General features: G+C 72.7%; 19 protein-coding genes. 9 read left to right on the forward strand and 10 right to left on the reverse strand.

Features of this window, described 5'->3' with window-relative positions:
* Positions 1–35: 35 nt before the first annotated feature.
* Entirely contained in the window at positions 36–1220 is a 1185-nt protein-coding gene (locus tag P3T35_RS16340) for a hypothetical protein (protein ID WP_180356551.1), read from the reverse strand.
* 261 nt (positions 1221–1481) lie between these two features.
* Positions 1482–2858, reverse strand: coding sequence for a transcriptional regulator (locus P3T35_RS16345; RefSeq protein WP_101381804.1), 1377 nt, complete (start codon positions 2856–2858; stop codon positions 1482–1484).
* A gap of 447 nt (positions 2859–3305) precedes the next feature.
* Here P3T35_RS16345 and P3T35_RS16350 point away from each other — a divergent pair, with 447 nt between their 5' ends.
* Positions 3306–4004: a bifunctional DNA primase/polymerase gene (locus P3T35_RS16350; protein ID WP_280706439.1), complete on the forward strand. Its 699-nt coding sequence runs from the start codon at positions 3306–3308 to the stop codon at positions 4002–4004.
* Between the two features lie 368 nt (positions 4005–4372).
* Here P3T35_RS16350 and P3T35_RS16355 read toward each other — a convergent pair whose 3' ends face one another.
* Positions 4373–5065 (reverse strand): metal-dependent transcriptional regulator, encoded by a 693-nt coding sequence (locus tag P3T35_RS16355; protein WP_101381803.1) that lies wholly within the window; start codon positions 5063–5065, stop codon positions 4373–4375.
* A 180-nt stretch (positions 5066–5245) separates the two neighbouring features.
* Between P3T35_RS16355 and P3T35_RS16360 the strand changes: the two genes are divergently transcribed.
* From P3T35_RS16360 to P3T35_RS16370, 3 genes are all read left to right on the forward strand, one after another.
* The gene (locus tag P3T35_RS16360; RefSeq protein ID WP_101381802.1) at positions 5246–5995 is read left to right on the forward strand and encodes an SIS domain-containing protein; all 750 of its coding nucleotides are present in this window, start codon (positions 5246–5248) and stop codon (positions 5993–5995) included.
* Positions 5996–6107: 112 nt separating this feature from the next.
* A complete protein-coding gene (locus P3T35_RS16365) occupies positions 6108–7031 on the forward strand; it encodes a DUF4231 domain-containing protein (protein WP_101381801.1) in 924 nt (307 codons plus the stop codon).
* Positions 7032–7084: 53 nt separating this feature from the next.
* Positions 7085–7960, forward strand: a complete 876-nt coding sequence (locus P3T35_RS16370; protein WP_101381800.1) for an alpha/beta hydrolase — start codon at positions 7085–7087, stop codon at positions 7958–7960.
* A gap of 3 nt (positions 7961–7963) precedes the next feature.
* Here the strand turns inward: P3T35_RS16370 and fxsT are convergent, their stop codons facing one another.
* From fxsT to pdxH, 6 genes are all read right to left on the reverse strand, one after another.
* Positions 7964–11878, reverse strand: a complete 3915-nt coding sequence (gene fxsT, locus P3T35_RS16375) for an FxSxx-COOH system tetratricopeptide repeat protein (RefSeq protein WP_348533417.1) — start codon at positions 11876–11878, stop codon at positions 7964–7966.
* A gap of 139 nt (positions 11879–12017) precedes the next feature.
* The gene (locus P3T35_RS16380; protein WP_101381798.1) at positions 12018–13370 is read right to left on the reverse strand and encodes a TIR-like protein FxsC; all 1353 of its coding nucleotides are present in this window, start codon (positions 13368–13370) and stop codon (positions 12018–12020) included.
* Between the two features lie 132 nt (positions 13371–13502).
* Entirely contained in the window at positions 13503–14324 is an 822-nt protein-coding gene (locus tag P3T35_RS16385) for an AAC(3) family N-acetyltransferase (RefSeq protein WP_101381797.1), read from the reverse strand.
* On the reverse strand, positions 14324–16684 hold the full coding sequence (locus P3T35_RS16390; protein WP_218976703.1) for an FxsB family cyclophane-forming radical SAM/SPASM peptide maturase: 2361 nt from the start codon (positions 16682–16684) through the stop codon (positions 14324–14326). The genes P3T35_RS16385 and P3T35_RS16390 overlap by 1 nt, the downstream gene beginning before the upstream one ends.
* Positions 16685–16734: 50 nt before the next feature.
* Positions 16735–16914, reverse strand: a complete 180-nt coding sequence (fxsA, locus tag P3T35_RS16395) for an FxSxx-COOH cyclophane-containing RiPP peptide (protein ID WP_101381795.1) — start codon at positions 16912–16914, stop codon at positions 16735–16737.
* Positions 16915–17277: 363 nt separating this feature from the next.
* A complete protein-coding gene (gene pdxH, locus P3T35_RS16400; RefSeq protein ID WP_101385203.1) occupies positions 17278–17901 on the reverse strand; it encodes a pyridoxamine 5'-phosphate oxidase in 624 nt (207 codons plus the stop codon).
* A 385-nt stretch (positions 17902–18286) separates the two neighbouring features.
* Between pdxH and P3T35_RS16405 the strand changes: the two genes are divergently transcribed.
* Both P3T35_RS16405 and serC read left to right on the forward strand, forming a co-directional pair.
* Positions 18287–19387 (forward strand): citrate synthase 2, encoded by a 1101-nt coding sequence (locus tag P3T35_RS16405; protein WP_101381794.1) that lies wholly within the window; start codon positions 18287–18289, stop codon positions 19385–19387.
* A 180-nt stretch (positions 19388–19567) separates the two neighbouring features.
* On the forward strand, positions 19568–20689 hold the full coding sequence (serC, locus tag P3T35_RS16410) for a phosphoserine transaminase (protein WP_101381793.1): 1122 nt from the start codon (positions 19568–19570) through the stop codon (positions 20687–20689).
* A 199-nt stretch (positions 20690–20888) separates the two neighbouring features.
* On the opposite strand, the gene P3T35_RS16415 is transcribed toward serC, so the two are convergent.
* Positions 20889–21656 carry an SDR family oxidoreductase gene (locus P3T35_RS16415; protein WP_101381792.1) on the reverse strand — a complete coding sequence of 256 codons (768 nt, stop codon included), beginning with the start codon at positions 21654–21656 and terminating at the stop codon, positions 20889–20891.
* 79 nt (positions 21657–21735) lie between these two features.
* On the opposite strand from P3T35_RS16415, the gene P3T35_RS16420 reads away from it, so the two are divergent.
* From P3T35_RS16420 to P3T35_RS16430, 3 genes are all read left to right on the forward strand, one after another.
* Complete coding sequence (locus P3T35_RS16420) at positions 21736–22323, forward strand: TetR/AcrR family transcriptional regulator (protein ID WP_101381791.1); 588 nt, start codon at positions 21736–21738, stop codon at positions 22321–22323.
* Positions 22324–22448: 125 nt separating this feature from the next.
* Positions 22449–23066, forward strand: a complete 618-nt coding sequence (locus tag P3T35_RS16425) for a hypothetical protein (RefSeq protein ID WP_143676871.1) — start codon at positions 22449–22451, stop codon at positions 23064–23066.
* Positions 23067–23282: 216 nt separating this feature from the next.
* Entirely contained in the window at positions 23283–23453 is a 171-nt protein-coding gene (locus P3T35_RS16430) for a hypothetical protein (protein ID WP_180356550.1), read from the forward strand.
* The last annotated feature ends 12 nt before the right edge of the window (positions 23454–23465 follow it).

The following is a 23465-nucleotide window of genomic DNA, read 5'->3' on the forward strand; positions in this document are numbered from 1 at the left end:
GTTCTGACGCACTACCAGGCCGGGCTGACGTCCACTCAGAGCTGGTAGTCGTTGAGGGTGGACAGGCCGGCCTGGCCGGCGATCGCGTTCCAGGTGGCGGCGGCCTGCTTCTTGGCACCGCTGGCGGTGCCGCTGGCCTGGTCGCCGGCCTGCTTGTGCGCGTCGCCGCTCACCTTGGCGGGGTCGCAGCCGCCCGCCGCATCGCCCGCCCAGGCCGCGTAGGCGTCGTCGGCGCTGGCCGAGGCCTGCCAGGCCTGGGTGAGCTGCTGGACCAGCTGCGGGCCGGTCGGCAGCTTGTCCACCTTGAGCGCGGTCAGCGAGGTCAGCAGTTGCTGGCGCTGCCCGGAAGCCTGGGTGAGGGCCTGCTGGGCGGCGGCGGGGTTGTCGCACTTGCCGATCGAGGCGACCGCGCCGACCACCGCCTGCCGGCTGGCGCTGGCCTGGCCCAGCAGGTTGGCGAGCGCCTGGGCCTGGGCTTGCGCGTCGGGGCCGAGTGCGGACGGGCTGCCGCCGGCGCTGCTGCCCGTTGACGCCGACGCGGACCCGGCCGCCGAGGCCTCGGCCACCGGCGCCTGGCGCGGCTGCTTGGGGTTGCCACCGCCGCCGGACAGCACCGCGACCAGGATCCCGCCGACCGCGCAGACCGCGATCAGACCGCCGATCACCGCCTTGCGGGACATCCCGCCGCCGCCGGCCGACCGCGCGTCGGCCCGGCCCAACCGGGTGGTCTGGTCCGACACCGCCGGGTAGCCGCCGGGCTGGCCGGCGAAGGACTGCTGACCACCCAGGGACTGGTTGCCGCCGAAGGTCTGGTTGCCCCCGAACGACTGCTGCCCACCGAAGGATTGGTTGCCCCCGAAGGACTGCTGCCCACCGAACGACTGGTTGCCGCCGAACGACTGCTGACCCCCGAAGGACTGCTGCCCGCCGAAGCTCTGCTGACCCCCCATCGGCTGGCCGCCGGTGAAGCCGGCTCCCGGGTCGCCGGTCGGGTAGGGCGGCAGGGCCTGGGTCTCCGCCACCGGCTGGCCGCCCAGCTGGGTCGGCTGCTCGCTCCACGTCTGCCCGGGCGCCAGGTACTCCGGACCGCCCTGCTCCGGGCCGGCCTGCCCCGGGATGGCCGGCGCCCCCGGGGGTGCGGCGGGCGCGGCCGGCTCCGGACGGAACAGGTCGTCCAGATTGAAGTCACCGGAGTTGGGGTACGAGCGGCGCTGGCTCAACGCGAATCCTCACCTGTGCACGACCATGGGCACACCGGCGCGGTCAGCGGCGAAGGGGCGGTCGATGGTGCGGACCGCCCGCGCTGTCTGTCCGGTGAGAGCACCCGGGCCTTCCTCGGTTCTTCCGCGCGTTTTCACTGACGGCGGACCACTGCTGCTGGAGTTCCTCAAAACCTCCGGCCCACGCTACCGGTTCACCGCTTCGGGTGACCACGCGGGCGGGGTACCGAGAACCTCGGGCACAGGCCCGCCGACAGTCCGTCACGCCGCCTCCACCTCCATCCGCTGGTGGAAGTCCCGCACCACCCGGTGGTCCCGGTAGGGCTCCAGGCGGCGGCGGAAGTCGTCCAGGTACTCCACTCCCCGGTTGGAGCGCAGCCCGCCGAGCAGCCGCACCGCCTGCACCCCGGTCTCACAGGCGCGTTCGATGTCGCGCTGCTGCAACTGCGCGGTGGCCAGCAGCACCAAGTCGACGGCGCGGCGCCGCACTCGGCTGACCGGATGCAGGTCGAGGGCGATCCGGGCCTGCTTCTCGGCCTGCTTGCCGTGCTCCAGATCGCGGTAGCAGTGCGCCAACTCGTCGGCCAGGTAGGCCTCGTCGAAGTGCACGATCCAGTCCGGGTCCTGCTCGGGGTCGCGCTTCTCCATGGCCGCCACCGCCTTGGCGGCGACCGACTCGCAGGAGCGGGCGTCGCCCATCAGTGCGTGGCCGCGGGCCTCGGCGGCGTAGAACATCGCCATCGCGGTGGGGGTGGCCACCGAACGGGCGCCCTCCTGGGCGGCTCTGGCCAGTTGGGCGATCTCCCGCGGATTGCCCAGGGTGGCCGCCAGGTGGCTCATCGAGGCGGCGAGCACATAGCCGCCGTAGCCGCGGTCGTCGGCGGCCTGAGCCAGCCGCAGCGCCTGGATGTAGTACCGCTGGGCGAGCCCGGGCTGCCCGGTGTCCACCGCCATGTAGCCGGCCAGCTCGGTCAACCTGGCCACCGCGGCGAACAGCTGACGGCCGGTCTCCTCCCGGTAGCCGCCGGTGAGCAGCCCGGAGACCACGCTGTTCAGGTAGTGCACCACCACCGGACGGACGTGGCCGCTGCCGAACCGGTGGTCCAGGTCGACCAGCATCTCGGTGGTCGCCCGGATCGCCGACACGTCCGACGGCCCGACCCGCGGCCCGCCGGTGCGCGCCACCACCGGGTCGGGCGGGGTGATCAGCCAGTCCCGGCTGGGCTCGACCAGCGCCGAGGCGGCCACCGAGGCGCCGCCCAGGAAGTCCCGCCGGCTGACGTCGCTGCGCCACAACTCGCAGACCTGCTCCACGGCCCCGGCCAGCGTGGCGGCGAACTGCAGTCCGACGCCCGAGGTCAGGTTCTTGCCGTCGGCCATGCCGATCTCCTCGACCGTGACGCCGCGGCCGAGCTTGCGCCCCAGCGCCTCGGCGATCACCGCCGGTGCCTGGCCGCGCGGTTGCTGGCCGCGCAGCCAGCGGGCGACCGAGGTCTTGTCGTACCGCAGGTCGAGCCCGTGTTCGGCGCCGCAGAGGTTGACCCGGCGGGCCAGACCCGCATTGGAGCAGCTCGCCTCCTGGATCAGCTGCTGCAGACGCTCGTTGGGCTGTCGTGCGACGAGTGGTCTCGCGGCCATGGGCTTCGCCTCCCCAGCGCCCCCGGCTGCGCCGGGGGGCGTCGACTCTGCTGCTCTGGTGCCGGCCGACCGCTCGCGGTACCGCATCGCGCAGTGCCGAACGGCGTGCCGACTACCCGGCCAGTGAAGGAACTTGAGGCCAGGTTAGCGATCTACGACACCATCGGGATACCCATGCGGACGACCCGTTCCCCATACGCGCCCGGGAAAATGCTCCTGTGCGCCCCCGCTGCGCCCGCCCCGCGAACCGGGGGCCGACACCGGACGAACACCGGACCAACGCCTGCGGAGCGCCATGTTCCGCGCCAGGGCGCGCCACCGCGCCGACCCGGGCACCGGCACGCTACCCGGGCGCCGCGATCACCGTTTCGAGTGACAAACCCGGGCGCGGCGCACGCGCCAGGAGTCGGCCCGTAACCCGCCCCACCGCCACCAGTTGAGTAGCGCGTGGACGAGCACCCAGGAATCCCGGAGCACGGCCGCGGCGGCGCGGCGACCTCCCCGCCGGCGGCCTCCCCGCTGCTGACCGAGGCGGTCAGGTATGCGGAGGACTGGTTCTGGGAGGTGGTGCCGGGCACCCACCTGGTCGACAGCGAGGGCGGGCCGCACTGCTCCTGCCGGGCCGCCCACTGCTCGCGGCCGGGCGCGCACCCCGCGCACCACGACTGGCAGCGCCTGGCCAGCGCCGGCCCCACCCGGGTGGGCCTGTGGTGGACCGAGGATCCGCAGGCCGCGATCCTGCTGCCGGCCGGCCGCTCGTTCGACGTGCTGGACGTGTCGATGACCGCCGGCTGCCTGGCACTGACCCGGATGGAGCGGATGGAGACGCAGTTCGGTCCGGTGCTGTCGGCGCCGGCCGAGCCGGGGCGGCGTGACCGTCGGATGCTCTTCCTGGCGCCGCCCGGCACCCTGGCCAAACTCCCCGAGCTGCTGCGGCGGTTCGGCTGGGCGCCGGACCGGCTGGACCTGACCGGGCGCGGTGAGGGCGACTGGATCGTGGCGCCGCCGTCCCGGCTCGGCCCGTACGGCTTCGCCCAGTGGGCCCGGCCGCCGTCCTTCGCCAACCGCTGGCTGCCGGACGCGGCGGAGCTGGTCGGCTCGCTGGCCTACGCCTGCCGCCGGGCGGCCCCGTGGCCCGGCCCCTGACCCGGCCCGACCCAGCCCCTGACCTGCTGACGCTTCATCAGATCATCGATGCCATAAGGGACCGGTGTACCCGAACCGACTGTTCGACAAGCCGCTCGAACGAGTGACGAGTTGTCAGGATTGGCCTGCCTTGGGGCGGGCATGATTGGTTGCGTAACGCTTTCGCACCAAATCGACCCGGAGGTGGCAGCTAGGCAGCAGCGAGGATCGGGGAAGCCCAAGGACTGGGGGAGCGCCGAGGGGACGACCGGACGGGGAAGCCGGTCGGCGGCGGTGGGGGACCAGGGAGGGATCGGGAGGGACCGGGGGGTTCGGGCCTGGCACGCGGGGACGTGCCGGGCCCGAACGCACGCCCTCGGGCGGACCGACTACGCCCGCGCCACGAAGACGTGCGCCGCGATGTCCTTGCCGAGCTCGGCGGCGTCCGCACCCGAGCCCACCAGCACGCCGCCCACCGCGGATGCGACCTGCACCGTGGCGCCCGGGCGGATCCCGGCCCGGCGCAGCCTGCGCATCAGCTCCTCGTCGGTCTGGATCGGCTCGCCGATCCGCCGCACCACCACGCGGGCGCCGCCGTCACCGGGCCGCAGCGCGTCCAGGGTGACCAGCGCGGCGTCGAACCCCTCCCCCTCGGCTCTCATGTCGCCCAGCTCGTCCAGGCCCGGGATCGGGTTGCCGTACGGCGACTGGGTCGGGTGGCCGAGCATCTTCAACACCTTGCGCTCGACCTGCTCGCTCATCACGTGCTCCCAGCGGCAGGCCTCCTCGTGCACCTGCTCCCACTCCAGGCCGATCACGTCGACCAGCAGGCACTCGGCGATCCGGTGCTTGCGCATCACCCGCACCGCGAGCCGACGCCCGTCATCGGTCAGCTCCAGGTGGCGGTCGCCGGCGACCTGGAGCAGGCCGTCCCGCTCCATCCGGCCGACAGTCTGGCTGACCGTGGGACCGCTCTGCTCCAGCCGCTCGGCGATCCGGGCGCGCATCGGGACGATGCCCTCCTCCTCCAGCTCAAGGATGGTGCGAAGGTACATCTCAGTCGTATCGATCAGCCCAGACATCGCCGCAGGCTCCGTTCCCTCGAGGTCTACCGCCAATTCTGACCTACCGCACTGATAACCGGCCCCGCCCGCTCGGCCTTCCCGTCCGGGTCGGGCCCTGTTGACAGCGGGGGCGCGCAGGCAGCAGCGTGCTCGCCGTACCTTTCTCCACCGGCTCAGGGCGACCTAGGAGACGATCGAATGAGCGATCTGGTCGGGCAGTACTTCGACGCCGCGGCGGCCCACCTGCAGCGGGTCCGCACCGAGGAGGCCGAGTCGATCGACCGGGCCGCGGTGCTGCTGGCCGACGCGGTGGCCGACGGCCGGCGGATCTTCACCTTCGGGGCCGGGCACTCCTCGCTGGCCGCCCAGGACGTGGTCTACCGGGCCGGCGGCCTGGCGGTGGTCAACCTGCTGAACGTGCCCGGGATGACCGGGGTGAACGTGATGCCGGCGCCGCTGGGCAGCGCGCTGGAGCGGGTCTCCGGGCTGGCCACCGCCACCCTGGACCTGACCCCCGCCACCGCCGGTGACCTGCTCTTCGTCATCTCGCTCTCCGGCCGCCAGGTGATGCCGGTGGAGCTGGCCGCGCACGCCCGCACCCGGGGGATGCACGTGGTCGCGGTCACCTCGCTCGCTTACCCGGGGCGGGTCGGCTCGCGGCACCCGTCCGGCACCTACCTCAAGGACCACTGCGACGTGGTGCTGGACAGCAAGATCGCGGTCGGCGACGCCGAGCTCGACCACCCGGAGGTGGAGACCGGCTTCGGCTCGGTGTCCACCATCGTCACCAGCGCACTGATGCAGGCGGTGGTGGTGAGCGCGGTGGGCAAGCTGGCCGAGCGAGGCAGCACGCCCCCGTTGTTCCGCTCGGGCAACGTGGACGGCGGAACGGACTGGAACGCCAAGCTGATGGCCGAACACGCGGACCGGATCTACTACTCCTTCTGAACGAGGACATCTCGTCTCCCCGTAAAAGGCGCGTACGCGCCCTGTCCCCGGACCGGCCGACCGCCCATACTTCGAGCAGCGGACACCGACACGCACTCGGGGGGCACACGGGATGGCTGCCGGCGGACGACCCACGGACCCGGTCCGCGAGGACGAGCTGCTCCCGGAGCTGTTCCGGGTCGCCGACTCCGCTTCGCTGCTCGGCCAGCGGCGCTCCATCACGCTGGCCCGCTGGCAGCTGCTGCTGCTCACCGCGGCAGCCGCGGCCGGCAGCACGGGCGGCGGCCCGCTCTGCTGGCTGGCCGCGGCCGCCTACCTGGCCGCGGCCGGGGTGGCCCTGCGGCTGACCCGGCAGCAGCCCCACGGCCTCTGGTACGAGGGGCGGGCGGCCGCCGAGTCGGTGAAGACGCTGGCCTGGAAGTTCGCGGTGCGGGCCGACGCGTATCAGCCACCGCCCGCCACCCTGCCGGACGCCGAAGGGCTCTACCGGCTGCAACTGCGCGGCCTGCTGCACGGGTTCCGGCACAGCCCGGCGCTGCCCGCCGACGCGGAGCAGCGCGCCTCGGTCACCGCGGCGATGCGCGCGCTGCGCGACGAGCCGCTGGCCGTGCGGCGCGAGGTCTACCTGCGGGAGCGGGTGCGGGCCCAGCACGACTGGTACCGGGCCAAGGGCGCCTACTGCGACCGGGCCGGCCGGCTCACCGAGCTGCTGGGCATCGCGCTGCCGCTGCTCGGGCTGGCGCTGGCCGTCCCCGGGGCGCTCGGCGTGCTGCCGCTGGACCTGCTGGGCGCGGTGTCGGCGGTGGCGCTGTCGGTGGCCGCCTGGGCCCAGCTGCGCCAGTACCGGCCGCTGGCCGCCGCCTACCGGCTGGCCGCCGACGAGCTGGAGCAGGTGCGCGACCAGCTGAGCCGGCTCGACCTGACGGCCGGCGACGCCGAGGAGCTCTGGGCCCGGCTCGCCAGGGACGCCGAGGACGCCGTCTCCCGCGAGCACACCACCTGGCAGGCCCGCCGCGAGGTCCGCCCGGGGCACTGACCCCGTGTCCCACGCTTTTCCAACTGGCAGAGTCACGTTCTGGAGGCGCTTTCGTGCAGCCACGACTGGTCAAGACCGGCGACGACCGGACCCTGGCCGTGCAGAGTTTCGGCAATCCGGCCGGGCGGCCGGTCTTCCTGCTGCACGGCACCCCGGGCAGCCGGGTCGGGCCGACCCCGCGTTCCACCGTGCTCTACAACCTGGGCGTGCACCTGATCTCCTTCGACCGGCCCGGCTACGGCGGCTCGGACCGGCAGCGCGGCCGGCGGGTCGCCTCGGCCGCCGCCGATGTGCAGACCATCGCCGACGAGCTGGGCCTGGCGACGTTCGCGGTGGTCGGCCGCTCCGGCGGCGCCCCGCACGCGCTGGCCTGCGGGGCCCTGCTGCCGGGCCGGGTGCACCGGGTGGCGGCGCTGGTCCCGCTGGCGCCCCGGGACGCCGAGGGGCTGGACTGGTACTCCGGGATGACCGCGTCCAACATCCGCGACTACCGGGCCGCCGAGCGCGGCCACAAGCGGATCGCGGCCACCATGGCGCAGCGGGCCCGGCGGATCCGGGACGACCCGGCGACCGTTTTGGCCGGGCTGCGCCAGGAGCTGTCCGGCAATGACGCGGCGGTGGTCTCGGACGCCGGGATCCGCCGGATGCTGGCGCGCAACTACCGCGAGGCCTTCCGGCAGAACGCCGACGGCTGGATCGACGACGTGCTGGCCTTCACCACCGGCTGGGGCTTCCAGGTCGAGGACATCACCGCCAAGACCTGGCTCTGGCACGGCGCCGAGGACATGTTCTCGCCGGTCGACCACTCCCGCTGGCTGGCCTCCCACATCCCCGACGCCACGCTCTTCCTGGAACCGGGGGTGGCGCACTTCGCGTCCTTCCGGGTGCTCACCGCGGCCGTGAAGTGGGCCGCGGGAGCGCCGCGGTGACGATCAGACCGGCTGCGGCTCCAGGTCCCGGTTGATCCGCTTCCAGCCGCGCGCCGACACGGTGTTGGGGTGCTCCTCGCCGAGTTGCCGGATGAACTCGGCAACCGCGCGGGAGCGCAGCTCGGACGCCTGGTTTATCCGGCCCTGCGAGCGCAGCGTGACCGCCATGTTGGCCTGGCAGGAGACCGCGTCCGGGTGGGTGGCGCTGTAGCGGTCGCACAGGCCCCGGTAGGCGGTCCGCTCCAACTCCTCGGCCTCGCTGAGCCGGCCGAGGTCGCCGTAGGCGTTGGCCAGGTTGATCATGCCATTCAGGGTGAACGGGTGCTGGGGGCCGAGCACCCGGGACAGCGTCGCCACGGTGGCCTCGCCGAGCTCCGCCGCCTCGCCGAGGCCGCCGCTGCCGCGCAGGTAGATCACCAGGTTGTTGGCGCAGGCCAGGGTGAACGGGTGCTCCTGGCCGAAGAGTTGCTGGTGGCCGACATAGACCTGGCGGGCCAGGTCGCGGGCCGCGTCCTTGTCGCCGCCGGCGCTGTAGTCGGCGGCCAGGTTGAGCGCGCAGGCCAGGGTGTCGGGGGCGTTCTCGCCGTAGCGCTCCAGGTAGCGCTCGTAGGTCTCCTTGGTGAGCCGGCGGGCCTCCGCCTGCCGGCCGGACTTGCGCAGCGCCACGGCCAGCGCCTTGGCGTTGCGCAGGATCTCCGGCACGTCGATGTCGAGGGTTTCGGCGTAGGCCTCGTCGACCTCCTGGTGGACCGCCACCGAGGCCTCGTAGTCGCCCTGTTCGCGCAGGTCGCGGGCGAGGTTGGACTTGCTGGAGAGGGTGTAGGGGTGCTTGGGGCCGAGCACCAGGGCGCGCCGGTCCAGGGTGTCCTGGTCCAGCTCCAGGGCGGCGGCGCTGTCCCCGACCAGGCGGTGGTCGATGGCCAGGTTGTTGGCGATCGACAGGGTGCGCGGGTTGTCCTCGCCGAACTGCTCGCGGAACCGCTCCAGGATCTCCTTGTCCAGCTCCAGCGCCTTGGCGAACTCGCCCAGCGCCCGGCGGTCGGCGCTCAGCGAGCCGGCCGTCATCAGGGTGTACGGATGGTGCTCGCCGAGCACCCGGCGCTGCCGCTCCAGGGTGTCCTCGTCCAGCTCCATGGCGGCGGCGTACTGGCCCTGGGAGCGCATCACATTGGCGAGCTGGAAGCGCAGCAGCAGGGTCTGCCGGTCGTCCTCGCCGAGCTTGGCGGTCCAGGCCTCGTCCAGCAGGTGGCCGGTGCGGCGGGCCTGGCCGAACTCGCCGCGCTTCCACAGGTAGCGGACCCGGTCGATCATCAGCTGGCGGGTGTCCGACTCGTCGCAGTCGTGCGCCCGGGACGGCGACAGATGCGGCCAGATCTCCTCGAACGACGGCCAGTTGGCCGGGTCGTCGGTGTCGCCGACCACCGGGCGGGCGCCGATCAGGATCCGGTGCACCTCGTGGATGGTGTCGTTCTGCTCCTCCGGCGTCATCTCGGAGCGGATCACCTCCTGGACCAGCCGGTGCACCTGGATGCTGTTGGCCGCGGGGTCCACCTTGGCCAGCGCGTACCGGCCGATCGCCTGGATCACCCGGCCGAGCAGGAACTTGTCGCTCAGCCCGGGGTCGAACGGCACCAGCGCCCGGATCATCTGGTCGCTGTAGAAGAGGTTCATCGAGATCGGCTCGGGCGCGAAGTAGGCGCACAGCTGGAGCATCCGGGCGGCGGCCGGGGACTGCCGGCGCAGCCGGGCGATGGAGACCCGCCAGGTGGCGCCGACCGTCATCGGGTAGTCGACCGGGCGGCCCAGCTCCAGCACCCGGGCGGCCTCGGTGCGCAGGGCCGAGATGTACTCGGTGACCGGGGTGCCGGTCGCCTTCAGCCAGGCGCCGGCGACCTCGACGGCCAGCGGCAGGTCGCCGACCGCCTCGGCCACCGCGTTGGCGTCCTGCTGGGCGAGCGCGCCGCCGGTGCGCCTGGTCAGGTGGTCGATGCTCTCCGGGCGGGTGAAGACGTCCATGGTGAGCGCCTCGGCCGCGGTGGACCAGGCCTGGTTGCGCGAGGTGACCAGCACGTGGCCCGGGCCGCCGGGGAAGAACTGGCGCACCTCGGTCGGCTCGTCGGCGTTGTCGAAGATCAGCAGCCAGCGCTTGGCCCGCTCGCCGCGGCGCAGCGCCTCCAGCGCGATCTCCGCCGCGTGCGCCACCGGCTCGTTGGTGGAGCGGCCCATCCGGCGGGCCAGCTCGGCCAGTTGGCCCTGGATCTCCTCCTCCTGCTCGGCCGAGATCCACCACACCAGGTCGTAGTCGGCCATGAACCGGTGGGCGTACTCCAGCGCCACCTGGGTCTTGCCGACGCCACCGAGGCCGTAGAGGGTCTGCGGCACCGGCAGCACCGCGGTGGTGCCGCCGCCGAGCTGGTTGCGCAGCCGCTCCAGCACCTCGGCGCGGCCGGTGAAGTAGGTGTTGCGCGGCGGCACGTTCCAGATCTCCGGCTGGGTGCCGGGGAACCGCGGGCCGGCGGCGCCGTCGACCGTCGGCACCTCCTCCTTGCCCAGCGCCTTGATCAGCGCGGCCAGTGCCTGCGGCTCCTTGAGGTTGACCAGGTCGACCGGATTGCGGGTGCTGAACGGCGCGACCAGCGGGGTGGAGCCGACCCGGACCGGGATCAGCTGGCGCCGGGTGCCGGACGGGTCGGAGCCGGCCACCGACTCCCACAGCGCCCGGGCCTGCGGGGAGCGCAGGTAGGCGGGCGAGAGCACGGCGACGGTGCGGAAGGCGGCGTCCACCGAGCGCTCGGTCTCCACCCGGGGGTCGGCGCCGGCGCTGATGTCCCGGGGCAGCACCCGGAAGCCGGCCAGGCCGAGCACGTACTCGATCCAGTCGGCCCACATCCGGTCCTCGGGCACGTAGCTGAGGTAGATGTCGGCGGGCACGGTGGGGCGGCGGCGGGTGAACGCCTCCACGTAGCGCAGCCGCAGTTCCTCGTCCATCGGCGGCAGCGAGCTGACCTCGCCGCCGGTGATCGCGTCGGCGAGGCGCTCGCAGGCGGAGAGCATGCTGGTCGGGGTGCCGGGCTGGTCGCCGAAGGTGGCGAGGATCTCCTCGTAGGCGTAGAACGGCCGGTACGGGATCTCCACCGAGCCCCAGTAGTGCACCAGTTCCTCGCCGGACAGGCCGGACGGCAGCCCGTCGAAGCGGATCCGGGCCAGCGCCCGGCCGGCGTCGGCCTTCTCCTTCTCGAAGTCGTCGATCCGCATCGGCACCGGCAGGATCCGGATCTGCCGCTCGCGGTAGCGGTCGGCGATGTGCTGGGCGATCCGGGAGGCGCCGTCGATGCTCTGGTCGCTGAGGGTGAAGCAGACCACCAGGTCGTCCGGCATCTGCACGGTGCAGATCTCGGCGGTGTCGGACAGGCCGGTGCGGCTGTCGATCAGCACGTAGTCGTACCGCTTGCGCATGTCGGCGCGGAGCGCGTCGAAGAACTGCCCGCCGTCGAACCGCTCGTAGAACAGGTCCCAGTCCAGGCTGCCCAGGGTGCCGGAGTAGTCGCGGTCCTGCCGGCCCGCGGCCAGGAAGTCGATGCCGCCGCCGGGCGGGAAGCCGCTCCAGGAGAGCGAGACGGTGTGCCCGGCCACCTTGGCGAAGTCCAGGTGCCAGCCGCGGTGGTGGCCGATCCCGCGCAGCTCCTCCTGGTAGCGCTCGGGCTCCAGGAGCGCGTCGGCGTGCAGTTCGGTCTCCCGCAGCGCCTCCTCGCGGTAGTCGTTGATCAGCGTCATCACGCCCGGCGCCTCGGCGAGTTCGGCCGCGTCCAGGAACGGGTGGAAGAACTTGGCCAGGCCGGGCGCCTCCAAGTCCCAGTCCACGGTCAGCACCCGGTGGCCGTTGGCCGCCAGGATCCAGGCGGTGTTGGCCAGCGCCATGGTGCGCCCGGTGCCGCCCTTGTAGGAGTAGAAGGTGATGATCCGGCCCTGCCGCTCCTCCTCCGGCGGCTGGACCTGCTCCGGGGCGGAGGCGCGCCTGCCCAGTCGCAGGTTGCGCGTCCGGTCCTTGTCGGACGTGTCAGGCATCGTTGTCTCCCCCTCGGTCGCTCTCGTCATCCTCGTTGTCGAACGGTCGTGCTGTGCCGGGCCGGCCGCCCCGCGGACCCGCGGGCGGTAGATCGCCGAACGCGCCGAGCAGCCGGGGCCGGGGCTCGCCGCCACCGGGCGGCCGGGGCAGCGCGCGCTCCTTGAACGCCTTCTGCGCCCTGATCGCCGCGTGCTGGAAGGCCAGCCCGAAGTCCCGGGCGGTGGGCACCCCCTCCGGGTCGAGGTGGTCGCCGGCCACCGGGCGGAACGACGGGCGGGCGCTGCCGGTGCGGCGGCGCAGCACCCGGTCGCTGAGCGCGGCCAGGTTGGCGGTCTCGGCGGCGCACTGCGGATCGTCCCGGTTCCACGGCTCGACCACGGTCACCCAGGCCGGGTTGCGCCGGGCGAACTCGGCCACCAGGGCGGCTCGGGCCGGATCCTGCAGCACCCAGCGGTCCAGCAGCAGCACGCCGGGGCCGGTGGGCTGCTCCAGCTCCATCAAGTGGTCGACGCGGGCGTCGAATTCGTGCACGGTCGGGTTGAGGTCGCACTGCCGGGCCAGCTGGGCGGCCTTGTCGGCGAGCGTGGTGTCACCGCCGCGGACGTACGGCTGCCAGTCGGTGCGCAGCGCGCCGTACCAGCCGGCGTCGCGGTGCTCGGGCACCTCGCTGTCCTTGAACGACAGGACGGCGATGGTGAGTTCGTCGGCCGGCGAGTGGCTGGGGAAGGCCGAGGGGTTGGTGGTGAAGTCGACCGGCTCGACCACCGGGACCACGGTCTCCAGCGCCACGTCGACGATCCGGCGGGCGATCTTGTAGACCACCTGCTCGTAGAGCCCCTGGTGGTGCCGCTGGGCCATCAGTGCGTAGAGCCCGTCCTCGGTGTAGGCGAGCGGCATGCTGGAGTGGTTGTACTGCACCTCGGACGCCACCCGGGGCAGTGCGCCCTCGCGCATGCCGACCCACAGCACCGGCACGACCGCGGTGTTGTGGGCCGGTCCGCCCGGGGCTTTGGCGGCCCGCTGGGCGAAGGTGTACCACTCCTGCCCGCACGGCGTGGAGCGGAACAGCCGCGGGTGGTAGAGCGGCACGAAGACCCGGCAGGTGGCCAGTGCCTCGGAGATCTTGGCCGCCCAGTTGTCGCCCTGGTGCATGGTCTCGTCCATGAACCCGACCGGGTCGGCGGTGGGCAGGGGGGTCAACTGCAGCACCGCCTCACAGAGGTCCTCGTAGAACTGGCTGACCCGCAGATTGGGATTGCGGGAGCCGACTGTCGGCATGTGTGCGTAGGAGAGGAAGAAGTGCGGCTTCGCCGAGGCCTGCCGCACGCCTTCAGCGTCGTTCACTCAGCCTCCCCCGGGCGCCGACCGCTCCTCCCCCGCAGGGGGACCTTCAGTGTAGGAAGGACGGCTTCCTGGAGGGAATAGCGCCGAGCCTGCCCTACTGCCACTGATCATGCGTCAGAGCATGGTCAACTGTCAGGAGTTTGCCCGGATCTCACCCCTCGCCTGGGGCACCGCACGGCGTGTCGGCTCGGCGCGCAGCCACCCGGTGGCGGCGTCCACCGCCGCGCGGACCGGCAGCAGCACCGCGGGGGCGCCGCCGACCCGGCCGGTGCGTGCCCCCAGCGCGGGCCAGATCACGGACAGCATCCGGGCGAAGTGCAGGTCGTCGACGTCGACGCCGTCGAAGTGCACCCAGCCCCGCCCGGCCACCCGGGCGCTGTAGCGCTTGCGCGGCGGATCCGGCAGCCGGTACTCGGCCAGGTGCAGCACGGTGCAGGTGGTGAGGGGGGCGCCCAGCATCAGTACCCGCGCCTCGGCCCGGTAGAGCGCGCCCACCGGGGAGCGGTCGCCCAGGTGGCTGGAGAGCTGGTGGTCGCACGTCAGTTCGGCGGCTCGGGGGCCCAGCGCGGCGAACGAGGTCTGCGGGTGGCCGCTGCGCAGCGCGCCCGGGGTGCGGCGCAACTCCTCGGAGAGCCGGCCGACCGTCGGTGAGCTGGGGGTGGTCAGCGGGTCGAAGGCGGGCATCGCGGCGCGGTAGGCGACCAGCTCGGCGGGGGTGAGGGCGGCGGTGGCACGGGTGTGCAGCCGGGAGGTGAGCGAGTTCTCCGGGGTCGCGGTGTAGCCGACCACGGTGCCGGCCGGCCCGAGGGCGGCCCGCAGCGCGGCCAGCACCGCGGCCGAGTCCCGCGCCGGGGCGTCCAGCGAGCGCAGCGCGGCGTGCACCAGCAGCACGCCGGTGTCGGGGCCGACGCCGAGCGCGCGCAGCTCGGCGGTCAGCCGGATCACCGGGGACATCAGGCGGGCAGCTCGGCGGGCTTGGCGGCCGGTGCCGGCAGCGGCGCGGCCTCGGCCCGCACGGAGCCCCAGCGGTCCAGCGAGGCCCGCATGCCGCGCCCGAACCGCTCGCCCAGCGGGGTCAGCGCGCCGCAGCCCAGCAGGGTGTCGATCGCCCGGTCGGTGTGCCCGCGCCAGCACGCCAGCTGCTCGCGGGCGTGGTCGGCGGCCTCCCCGCGCAGCCCGTCGTAGGCCCGCACCCGGGTGGCCCAGAACTCGGTGACCGCCAGATGGGCGTAGGTGCCCTGGAAGAGCCCCTCCAGCGGCCGCTTGTCCGCCCGCCAGGGCGCGTCGAAGAGCCGCTGGTCGGCGCGGTCGAACAGGTCGTGGAAGTCCAGCACCGCGCCCAGCTTGACGTGCTGGAACTCATGGGCGAGCAGCAGCGCCAGGATCGGCGCGGTGGCCGGGCGGGCGATGCCGACCGCCCCGAAGGCCTGCCGGGCGGCCGCACTGACGTCCCGGCCGCTCGGGCCCGGGCGCAGCGGGGTGATGGTGTTCAGCCCGGCCGCGATCCCGGCCGCGTACTGCGGCAGGTCGCGCTGGGTCAACTCCCAGGCCTCGCGCAGTGATCCGGTCCAGTCGGCGAGCGCCGCCGCGGTGAGCCGCTGCTCGGCCGGCCACTGGTGGCTGTCCCGGTACGGGTCCAGGTCCTCCAGCGCCACCGTCCAGCCCGCCGGCAGCTCCACCCGGCGCACCGGCAGCCAGCGCTCGCCGGCCGGCTGGTCGTGCGCCACCCGGAACTCGGCGCCGCCGGGCGCCCGCACGGTGAACGCGGCGGCGCCCCCGCGCAGCACCGCGGTGCCGCTGCCACCGACCAGCAGCCGCCCCAGCGTGGGCAGTTGCACCGCTCCCCCGCGCACCGGCACGGCCACCTCGGTGCTCCGGCCGGCGCGCAGCGCGGCAGCGGCGGCGATCTCGGCCAGCGGACCGAGGTCCGCCTCGCCCGTCCCGTCGCTCAGGCAGCGCACCGCCCAGGCCCGCACATACGGGTGGGTGAGCACCGCGTCCACCGCCAGCGGGGCCTCGGTGTCCAGTTCGGTGAGCAGCTCCCAGGCCGGGCCGGCCGCCGGGCCGACGGCGGCCAGCAGCCGCCTGGTCAGGTCGAGTTGGCCGGCGGCCAGGGCGCGCACCGTCGCCCCGTCCCCGTAGCCGCCGGCCAGCTGGTCCAGTTGGTCCTCGGTCAGTCCGGCGCCCGTGCCGGCGGCCGCCGGCTGCACGGGGGCCACCCGGTCCCGGATGGTGGTGATCAGCCGCATGAGGTCTCCGCAGAAGACGGACGGGTTGTCGAAGCCGGCGCCGGTGCGCCAGCGGTGCGCGTAGAGCCCGCCGCCGCAGCTGCGCACCACCGGGCAGGCCCGGCACTGCGCGCTGAGCCCGGCGAGCCCGGACTGACGGGCCATCATGCCAGGGTGCCGGGCGACCTCGTCGAGGCTGTTCGCGAAGATGTCGAATCCGGTCGCGGGTGCACCGTCATATGCCGTTTTCAGACTGTCCGCCTGCTCGAAGGTGCCATCGGTCTCGATCACCACCAGGTCGGCCGGGTCGAGGCCGAGCGACTCGGTCAGGCTGGAGCGGCCGCCCAGGGTGCGGACGATCGAGTCGAAGGTGCGCACCGGGACCGGGCGGCCGAGCCGCAGCCAGTGCTGATGGATCGTCAGCAGCCATTCCGCATAGGGGGTCCGGCGGCCGTGCCGGGGCGGCGGGGCGTCCCAGGTGGCGTGCGGGAGCAGGAAGTCGATCTTCGGGGGGGCCAGCTCCAGCAGGGCGTCCAGCACCGCGACCGGGTCGTTCTCGATGTCGATGGTGCAGAGCAGGCCCGCGTAGAGATCGCGGTAGCGCGGGGTGCGGAGCAGCTCGACGGCGGCCAGCACCTGGGGGTGGCTGCTGCGGCCGTCGGCGAACCGCCGGTGCCGGTCGTTGGCGGCCCGGTCGCCGTCCAGCGAGATGCCGACCTTGATCCCCAACTCGCTGAAGAGCTCACAGAATTCCTCGTTGAGCCGGACCCCGTTGGTGTGGATCCGCAGGTCCAGAGCGCAGTCGGCGGGCAGCCGGGCGCGCAGCTGCTCGGCAGCCCGGCGCAGCAGCACCGGGCCGGCCAGCAGCGGCTCCCCGCCGTGCAGCACGACGTGCACCGCGGGGAGCCGGTGGGCCAGGGCGTGCTCGGCGATCCGGTGCGCCGCCTGGTCGACCACCGCCTCGCCGATCGCCCTGGGGCGGCCGCGCCAGCTGGTGTCGGCGTGCTCGTAGACGTAGCAGTGGTCGCAGGCCAGGTCGCAGCGACTGTGGACCTTCAGCACCACTTGCGAGAACGGAACCAGCACGGGAGTCCGAACTATCTATCCGTCGCTGTCAGTTGTCGTTTCGGGTCGGATCAGATGGAGGAGTTGAACGCCGCCACCGCCACCTGGCCGGACTCCTCGCCGGGCAGGGCGCGGTACAGCGCCGCGGTGAGTTCCGCGACCCCCAGGGCAGCGAGTTGGTCGAGCGGGATCCGGGTGTCGGTCTGCGGGCCGGTGTGCTCGGCGGGCTCGACAGTCAGGACAGTGGTCATAGCGTCAGATCCTTCTCAGCGAGAGATGCGATTCAACCGCACCCGATGTGGGTAAAGGTAGCCCGCTCAGAGCGCCCTAGCATGCCGCCGTCCACCGCCCGCGGGGACACCGGCACGTGCCGTAGTCCGGCCCGGCGCCCCCGAACTGCGCCTACCTGCGGCGACGCCGAGCCGATGGCCCGAAGAGGTCACCGAATACCATCCGACCGGACTACTCCGATCCGCGTAAGTCGTCCGCGTCGCGTCTACCTGACTCGGCATCGGAGCATGTCGGTCCCGAGGCCCGGGCGCCTGGACCCGGCCTGCCCGGGACGCCCGGGACGCCCGGCCCGGGCCTGCTCGGGGCCCCGGGTCCGACGCCGGTCAGGGGCAGAGCCGCTCGACCGTCCAGCCCGACTCGGCGGCGACGTAGCGCAGCCGGTCGTGCAGCCGGTTGGGCCGCCCCTGCCAGAACTCCACGCTCTGCGGGATCACCCGGTAGCCGCCCCAGAACGGCGGCACCGGCACCCCCTCGCCCTCCGGATAGCGGGCCTCCAATTCGGCGAACCGCTGCTCCAGCACCTCGCGGGAGGCCACCGGGCTGGACTGTTCGCTTGCCCAGGCGCCGAGTTGGGAGCCGTGCGGGCGAGTCCGGAAGTAGGCGGCGGTCTCGTCCCGCCCGGTGCGCTCCACCCGGCCGATCACGATCACCTGGCGCTCCAGCGGATACCACGGGAACAGCAGCGACGCCTGCGGGTTGACGGACAGTTCGGCACCCTTGCGGGAACCGTAGTTGGTGAAGAAGACGAAGCCTCGCTCGTCGAATCCCTTGAGCAGCACGGTCCGTGAGCTGGGTCGGCCGTCGGCGTCGGCGGTGGAGAGCACCATGGCGTTGGGCTCCAGCACACCGGCCCGCTCGGCCTGGGCGAACCATCTGCTGAACTGGGCGACCGGGTCGGGGGACAGATCCGTTTCGGACAGCCCCTCCTCGGCATAGTGACGGCGCATCCGGGCGAGATCGGGGGCGGAGTTCTGCGGCGCGGGCTGGGCGCGGTCCGGGGTCTGCACGCCAACATCATCCCGTACGACAAGCGGCGCACGACGCCCCGCCTATGGAATCTCGACATCAAGAGATATGGTGGCTCGCCACCGCTTGACCAGCAGCGGGCCGGGCATTTGTCCGGCAGTGGCCGGTTTCCACCGGAAAGTCCCCCGGTCTTCACCGGGTGCGTGCATAAGGTCGAGCTTCCTTCGGGAAACATCACCGCCGTGGTGTATGGCGCAATGCACCCAGTGCCTGTCACTCTGGCACCGAGTGCCAAACACCCAACGGTCACCGGCCGGTCGCCCCACCAGCGGCGGACCGGCCCTCACGTCACTGAGGAGCCGCGTGATGTCCGATTTCGTACCTGGTCTTGAGGGAGTCGTCGCCTTCGAGAGCGAGATCGCCGAGCCGGACCGCGAGGGCGGTGCCCTCCGCTACCGCGGTGTGGACATCGAGGAGCTGGTCGGCAGCGTCTCCTTCGGCAACGTCTGGGGCCTGCTGGTCGACGGCAAGTTCAACCCCGGCCTGCCGGCCGCCGAGCCGTTCCCGATCCCGGTGCACTCCGGTGACATCCGGGTCGACGTGCAGTCCGCACTCGCCATGCTCGCCCCGGTCTGGGGCCTGAAGCCGCTGCTGGACATCGACGCCGCCCAGGCCCGCGACGACCTCGCCCGGGCCGCCGTCATGGCGCTCTCCTACGTCGCCCAGTCGGCTCGCGGCCAGGGCCTGCCGATGGTCCCGCAGCGCGAGATCGACAAGGCCGAGACCGTCGTCGAGCGGTTCATGATCCGCTGGCGCGGGGAGCCGGACCCCAAGCACGTCAAGGCCGTCGACGCCTACTGGACCTCCGCCGCCGAGCACGGCATGAACGCCTCCACCTTCACCGCCCGGGTGATCGCCTCCACCGGTGCCGACGTGGCCGCCGCCCTCTCCGGCGCGGTCGGCGCGATGTCCGGCCCGCTGCACGGCGGTGCCCCGTCCCGGGTGCTGCACATGATCGAGGAGATCGAGCGCACCGGCGACGCCGCCGCCTACGTCAGGAAGACCCTGGACAAGGGCGAGCGCCTGATGGGCTTCGGCCACCGCGTCTACCGCGCCGAGGACCCGCGCGCCCGCGTGCTGCGCCGCACCGCCAAGGAGCTCGGCGCGCCGCGCTTCGAGGTCGCCGAGGCGCTGGAGAAGGCCGCCCTGGAGGAGCTGCACAGCCGCCGCCCCGACCGGGTGCTGGCCACCAACGTGGAGTTCTGGGCCGCCATCATGCTGGACTTCGCCGAGGTGCCGGCGCACATGTTCACCTCGATGTTCACCTGCGCCCGCACGGCCGGCTGGTCGGCGCACATCCTGGAGCAGAAGCGCACCGGCCGCCTGGTCCGCCCGTCCGCCCGCTACATCGGCCCCGGCCCGCGCAGCCCGCGCGATGTCGAGGGCTACGACTCGATCGCGCACTGATCGGATCCGCATCCGATCCGGTGATCCAGTGATCTGGTGATCCGGTGATCCGGTGATCCGGTGATCCGATCGTTCGCTGACGATCCGACAGGTCCACATCCCCGCCCGGTCGCTGAAGATCCCATCTCAGCGGCCGGACAGGGGGCGGACCAGGGCGATACGGAGCAGTAGGCTGCGCCCGTGGCCCAGATTCAGATCCCCGCTGACCTCAAGCCCGCCGACGGCCGTTTCGGCTGCGGCCCGTCCAAGGTGCGCCCCGAGGCCCTCAGTGCCCTCGCCGCCACCGGTACCTCGCTGCTCGGCACCTCGCACCGCCAGGCTCCGGTAAAGAACATCGTGAAGCGCGTGCGCGAGGGCGTCGCCGGCCTCTTCTCCCTGCCCGAGGGCTACCAGGTGGTGCTCGGCAACGGCGGCTCCACCGCCTTCTGGGACATCGCCGCCCTCGGCCTGGTGCGCCAGAAGTCGCAGCACCTGAGCTTCGGCGAGTTCTCGTCCAAGTTCGCCTCCTCGGTCAAGGCCGTGCCGTGGCTGGACGAGCCGACCGTGATCAAGAGCGAGGTGGGCAGCCACCCGCTGCCGGTCGCCGAGGACGGCGTGGACGTCTACGCGCTCACCCACAACGAGACCTCCACCGGCGTGGCGATGCCGCTGCGCCGCCCCGCGGGCACCGCCGGCGACGGCTCGCTGGTGCTGGTGGACGCCACCTCGGGCGCCGGCGGCCTGCCGGTGGACATCACCGAGACGGACGTCTACTACTTCGCCCCGCAGAAGTCCTTCGCCTCCGAGGGCGGGCTCTGGCTGGCCTCCTTCTCGCCGGCCGCGCTGGAGCGGGCCAACGAGATCGCCGCCTCCGGCCGCTACGTCCCGCCGTTCTTCGACCTGCCGACCGCGATCGACAACTCCTCGAAGGACCAGACCTACAACACCCCGTCGATCGCCACCCTGTTCCTGCTGGCCGACCAGCTGGAGTGGCTGAACGGCAACGGCGGGCTGGAGTGGGCCGTCGCCCGTACGGCTGAATCGTCGGGCCACCTCTACGGCTGGGCCGAGAAGTCCTCGTTCGCCAACCCGTTCGTCGCCGACCCGGCGATGCGCTCGCAGGTGGTCGGCACCATCGACTTCGACGACTCCGTCGACGCCGCCGCGGTCGCCAAGGCGCTGCGGGCCAACGCCATCGTGGACACCGAGCCGTACCGCAAGCTCGGCCGCAACCAGCTGCGGATCGCGATGTTCCCGGCCGTCGACCCGGCCGACGTGCAGGCACTGACGGCCTGCATCGACTACGTGGTCGAGCAGCTCTGAGGGCTGTCCGCGGCTGAGGGCCGTCCGCGGCTAGCCGAAGGGCCGCCACCGGGTGACCGGGGCGGCCCTTCGACGTGCCTGGGAGCTACTTCCCGAGGACGGCAGCGATCAGCACGGCCACCAGGATCAGCCCCAGGGCGCCGGAGACGATGCGGGTACGAGTCTTGGGATCCACGCTTCCCGAGGGTACCCGGCCGACTCAGACACCCAGATGCGAGCCCCCGGTGGCGTCCAGCACCTGGCCGGTCACCCAGCGACCGTCCTCGGAGGCCAGGAACGCCACCGCGTCCGCGATGTCGGCAGGCTCGCCGACCCGGTTGAAGACCGACATGCTGCCCCACTCCGCGCGCTGCGCCGGGTCGTCCAGCTGCGGGTTCATGTCGGTCGCCACGATGCCCGGGGCCACCGCGTTGACCGTGATCCCGCGCCCGCCGAGCTGCTGGGCCAGGGTGTGGGTGAAGACGTTCAGGGCACCCTTGGTCATCGAGTAGGCGATCGTCGCGGTCAGGGCGATCCGGGCCACACCGGACGAGACGTTGATCACCCGGCCACCGTCCCGCAGCCGGTCCAGGCCCTGCTGCACGATGAAGAACGGCGCCTTGACGTTCACCGCGAAGACCTGGTCGTAGTCCGCCTCGGTCACCTCGTGCACCTGGGAGAGCAGGCCGATCCCGGCGTTGTTCACCAGGATGTCCACGCCGGGCGCGGCGCCCCGCTCGGCCAGGGCCGCGTCGAAGGCCGCCCAGAGCGCGGCGGCGTCGCCCGGCACGCCCAGCTCGGCCCCGACCGCGAAGGCCTGCCCGCCGGCCGCCTCGATCTCGGCCACCGTCTCCTTGGCCGCCTGCCCGTTGCTGCCGTAGTGCACGGCGGTCAGCGCCCCCTCGCGCGCCAGCCGCAGCGCGATCCCCTTGCCGATGCCGCGGCTGCCGCCGGTGACGAGAGCGGTCTTGCCAGTGAGTCGATCCATGGCCGTCGCCTTTCTGTAGCGATCACTATGGAAAGAACCGTAGCACGGGATCTGTAGCGGTCGATATAAAATTAGCTCCATGACCGGAACCCGCGGGCGCCCCCGCTCCTTCGACCGCGAGGCCGCCCTGGCCACCGCCACCGAGCTGTTCTGGGAGCGCGGCTACGAGGCCACCTCGATCGCCGACCTCACCGAGGCCATGGGCATCCGACCGCCGAGCCTCTACGCGGCCTTCGGCGACAAGCGCGGACTCTTCGACAAGGTGGTGGCCCGCTACGGCGAGCACTACGGCCTGCGGGCCATGGACGAGGAACCCACCGTGCGCGCCGGCGTGGCCCGCCTGCTCCTCGACGCCGCCCGCGAGTACACCGCACCCGAGCACCCGCGCGGCTGCATGATCATCAGCGCCGCGGCCAACTGCGCCGACCCCCAGGTGCGCGATGCCCTGCGCGCCATCCGCAACGCCAACATCGCCGACTTCGAGCAGCGGATCGCGGCGGCGGTGGCCCGCGGCGAAGAGCCGCCGCAGACCGACCCCGCCACCCTCGCCCGCTTCACGGGCGCGGTGCTGCAGGGCATGTCCCAGCAGGCCCGGGACGGCGCGGGGCGCGAGGAGCTGGAGGCGGTGGCCGCGGCGGCGATGCGGGCCTGGCCGCCGGTCGACTGACCGGACGTCAGCCGGATCACATGCGCCACGCCGAGTCGACCAACATCAACTCCGTCGGCCGAGCCGGTACAGTTCTCCCTCGTGCCACGCCGACCGCACACCAGTACGAGGCGTGCGTACGGTAGTTGGCCGGCCGTCAGGGTCCGGCGCACACACTTTTCCGTTCATGGGGGAACACCATTTCAGCCCGTCACGCCGCCGCCGCGGCCCTGCTCGCTGCCACCGCACTCACGCTGACCGCCTGCGGTCCGGACGACACCTCCAGCAACGGGGCGTCGTCCACCGCACCGTCCGCCGCCGCTTCCGCTCCCGCATCCGCCCCGGCCACCGGCAAGCCCGCCAAGCCCGTTGCGTCCGGTAGCGCCAAGCCCTCCGACTGCCCGACCCTCGCCCCCGGGCACACCGCGATCCGCGTCGACAACGTCAACGGCGCCATGAACCACGTCGAGGCCTACATCGCCAAGGCCGACTGCGACCCCAACCTCCCGGACGGGCCGCAGTGGGACCCGACCACGCAGGCGGTCGAGTACACCTTCTCGCAGACCGCCAAGACGAAGATCATCTACGACGACGGCGGCCTCAAGCTCGTCCCCTGGGACACCGCCCTGCGCCACGTCCAGTCCTGCGGCCAGCCCGACAAGTTCCCGACCCCCAAGGGCGAGGAGTGCATGGGCAACTTCTACGACGTGGTGATCAACTCCAACAAGCAGATCACCGAGATGACCCAGCTGTACCACGTCTGATCATCGGTCAGTAGCACCCGCCCACCGGGCCGGGCCCCTTCCAAGGGGTCCGGCCCGTTCGCGTTTCCGGCCCGGTTTTCCGCCGATCACCACCGAAGCCGACCCCGGCGGGCTGGCAATAAGGAGTCCAACCACGGGCCACGCCCGCCGATAGACGGAGTTGACATGCATGATGCACGGGGACCAGCCGACGAGCCATCGGCCCAGCGTCTGTTGATGGACGCCTACATAGCCCTGACAACAGGCCAGTTGGCCACCGATGCAGAGATCATCGGCGAGTCGGCGACCGTGCCCGAGCGCTTCGGTGAGATCTACGACCGGCATGCCACCGAGATCCACCGCTACCTGGCGCGCCGGATGGGGACGGCCGTCGCCGACCGCAGCTGACGTCCCGTCAGG

Source organism: Kitasatospora sp. GP30 (genome assembly GCF_029892145.1).
GTDB classification, from domain to species: Bacteria; Actinomycetota; Actinomycetes; order Streptomycetales; family Streptomycetaceae; genus Kitasatospora; species Kitasatospora acidiphila.

Bases quoted from the DNA above. Each gene is read 5' to 3' on its own strand.
- fxsT (WP_348533417.1), bottom strand. From the start codon at position 11,878: ATGGCGCTGGCCAACACCGCCTGGATCCTGGCGGCCAACGGCCACCGG.
- P3T35_RS16385 (WP_101381797.1), bottom strand. From the start codon at position 14,324: ATGTCCCCGGTGATCCGGCTGACCGCCGAGCTGCGCGCGCTCGGCGTC.
- P3T35_RS16345 (WP_101381804.1), bottom strand. From the start codon at position 2,858: ATGGCCGCGAGACCACTCGTCGCACGACAGCCCAACGAGCGTCTGCAG.
- P3T35_RS16355 (WP_101381803.1), bottom strand. From the start codon at position 5,065: ATGTCTGGGCTGATCGATACGACTGAGATGTACCTTCGCACCATCCTT.
- P3T35_RS16415 (WP_101381792.1), bottom strand. From the start codon at position 21,656: ATGGATCGACTCACTGGCAAGACCGCTCTCGTCACCGGCGGCAGCCGC.
- P3T35_RS16420 (WP_101381791.1), top strand. From the start codon at position 21,736: ATGACCGGAACCCGCGGGCGCCCCCGCTCCTTCGACCGCGAGGCCGCC.
- pdxH (WP_101385203.1), bottom strand. From the start codon at position 17,901: ATGCGCCGTCACTATGCCGAGGAGGGGCTGTCCGAAACGGATCTGTCC.
- P3T35_RS16430 (WP_180356550.1), top strand. From the start codon at position 23,283: ATGGACGCCTACATAGCCCTGACAACAGGCCAGTTGGCCACCGATGCA.
- P3T35_RS16360 (WP_101381802.1), top strand. From the start codon at position 5,246: ATGAGCGATCTGGTCGGGCAGTACTTCGACGCCGCGGCGGCCCACCTG.
- P3T35_RS16365 (WP_101381801.1), top strand. From the start codon at position 6,108: ATGGCTGCCGGCGGACGACCCACGGACCCGGTCCGCGAGGACGAGCTG.
- P3T35_RS16405 (WP_101381794.1), top strand. From the start codon at position 18,287: ATGTCCGATTTCGTACCTGGTCTTGAGGGAGTCGTCGCCTTCGAGAGC.
- fxsA (WP_101381795.1), bottom strand. From the start codon at position 16,914: ATGACCACTGTCCTGACTGTCGAGCCCGCCGAGCACACCGGCCCGCAG.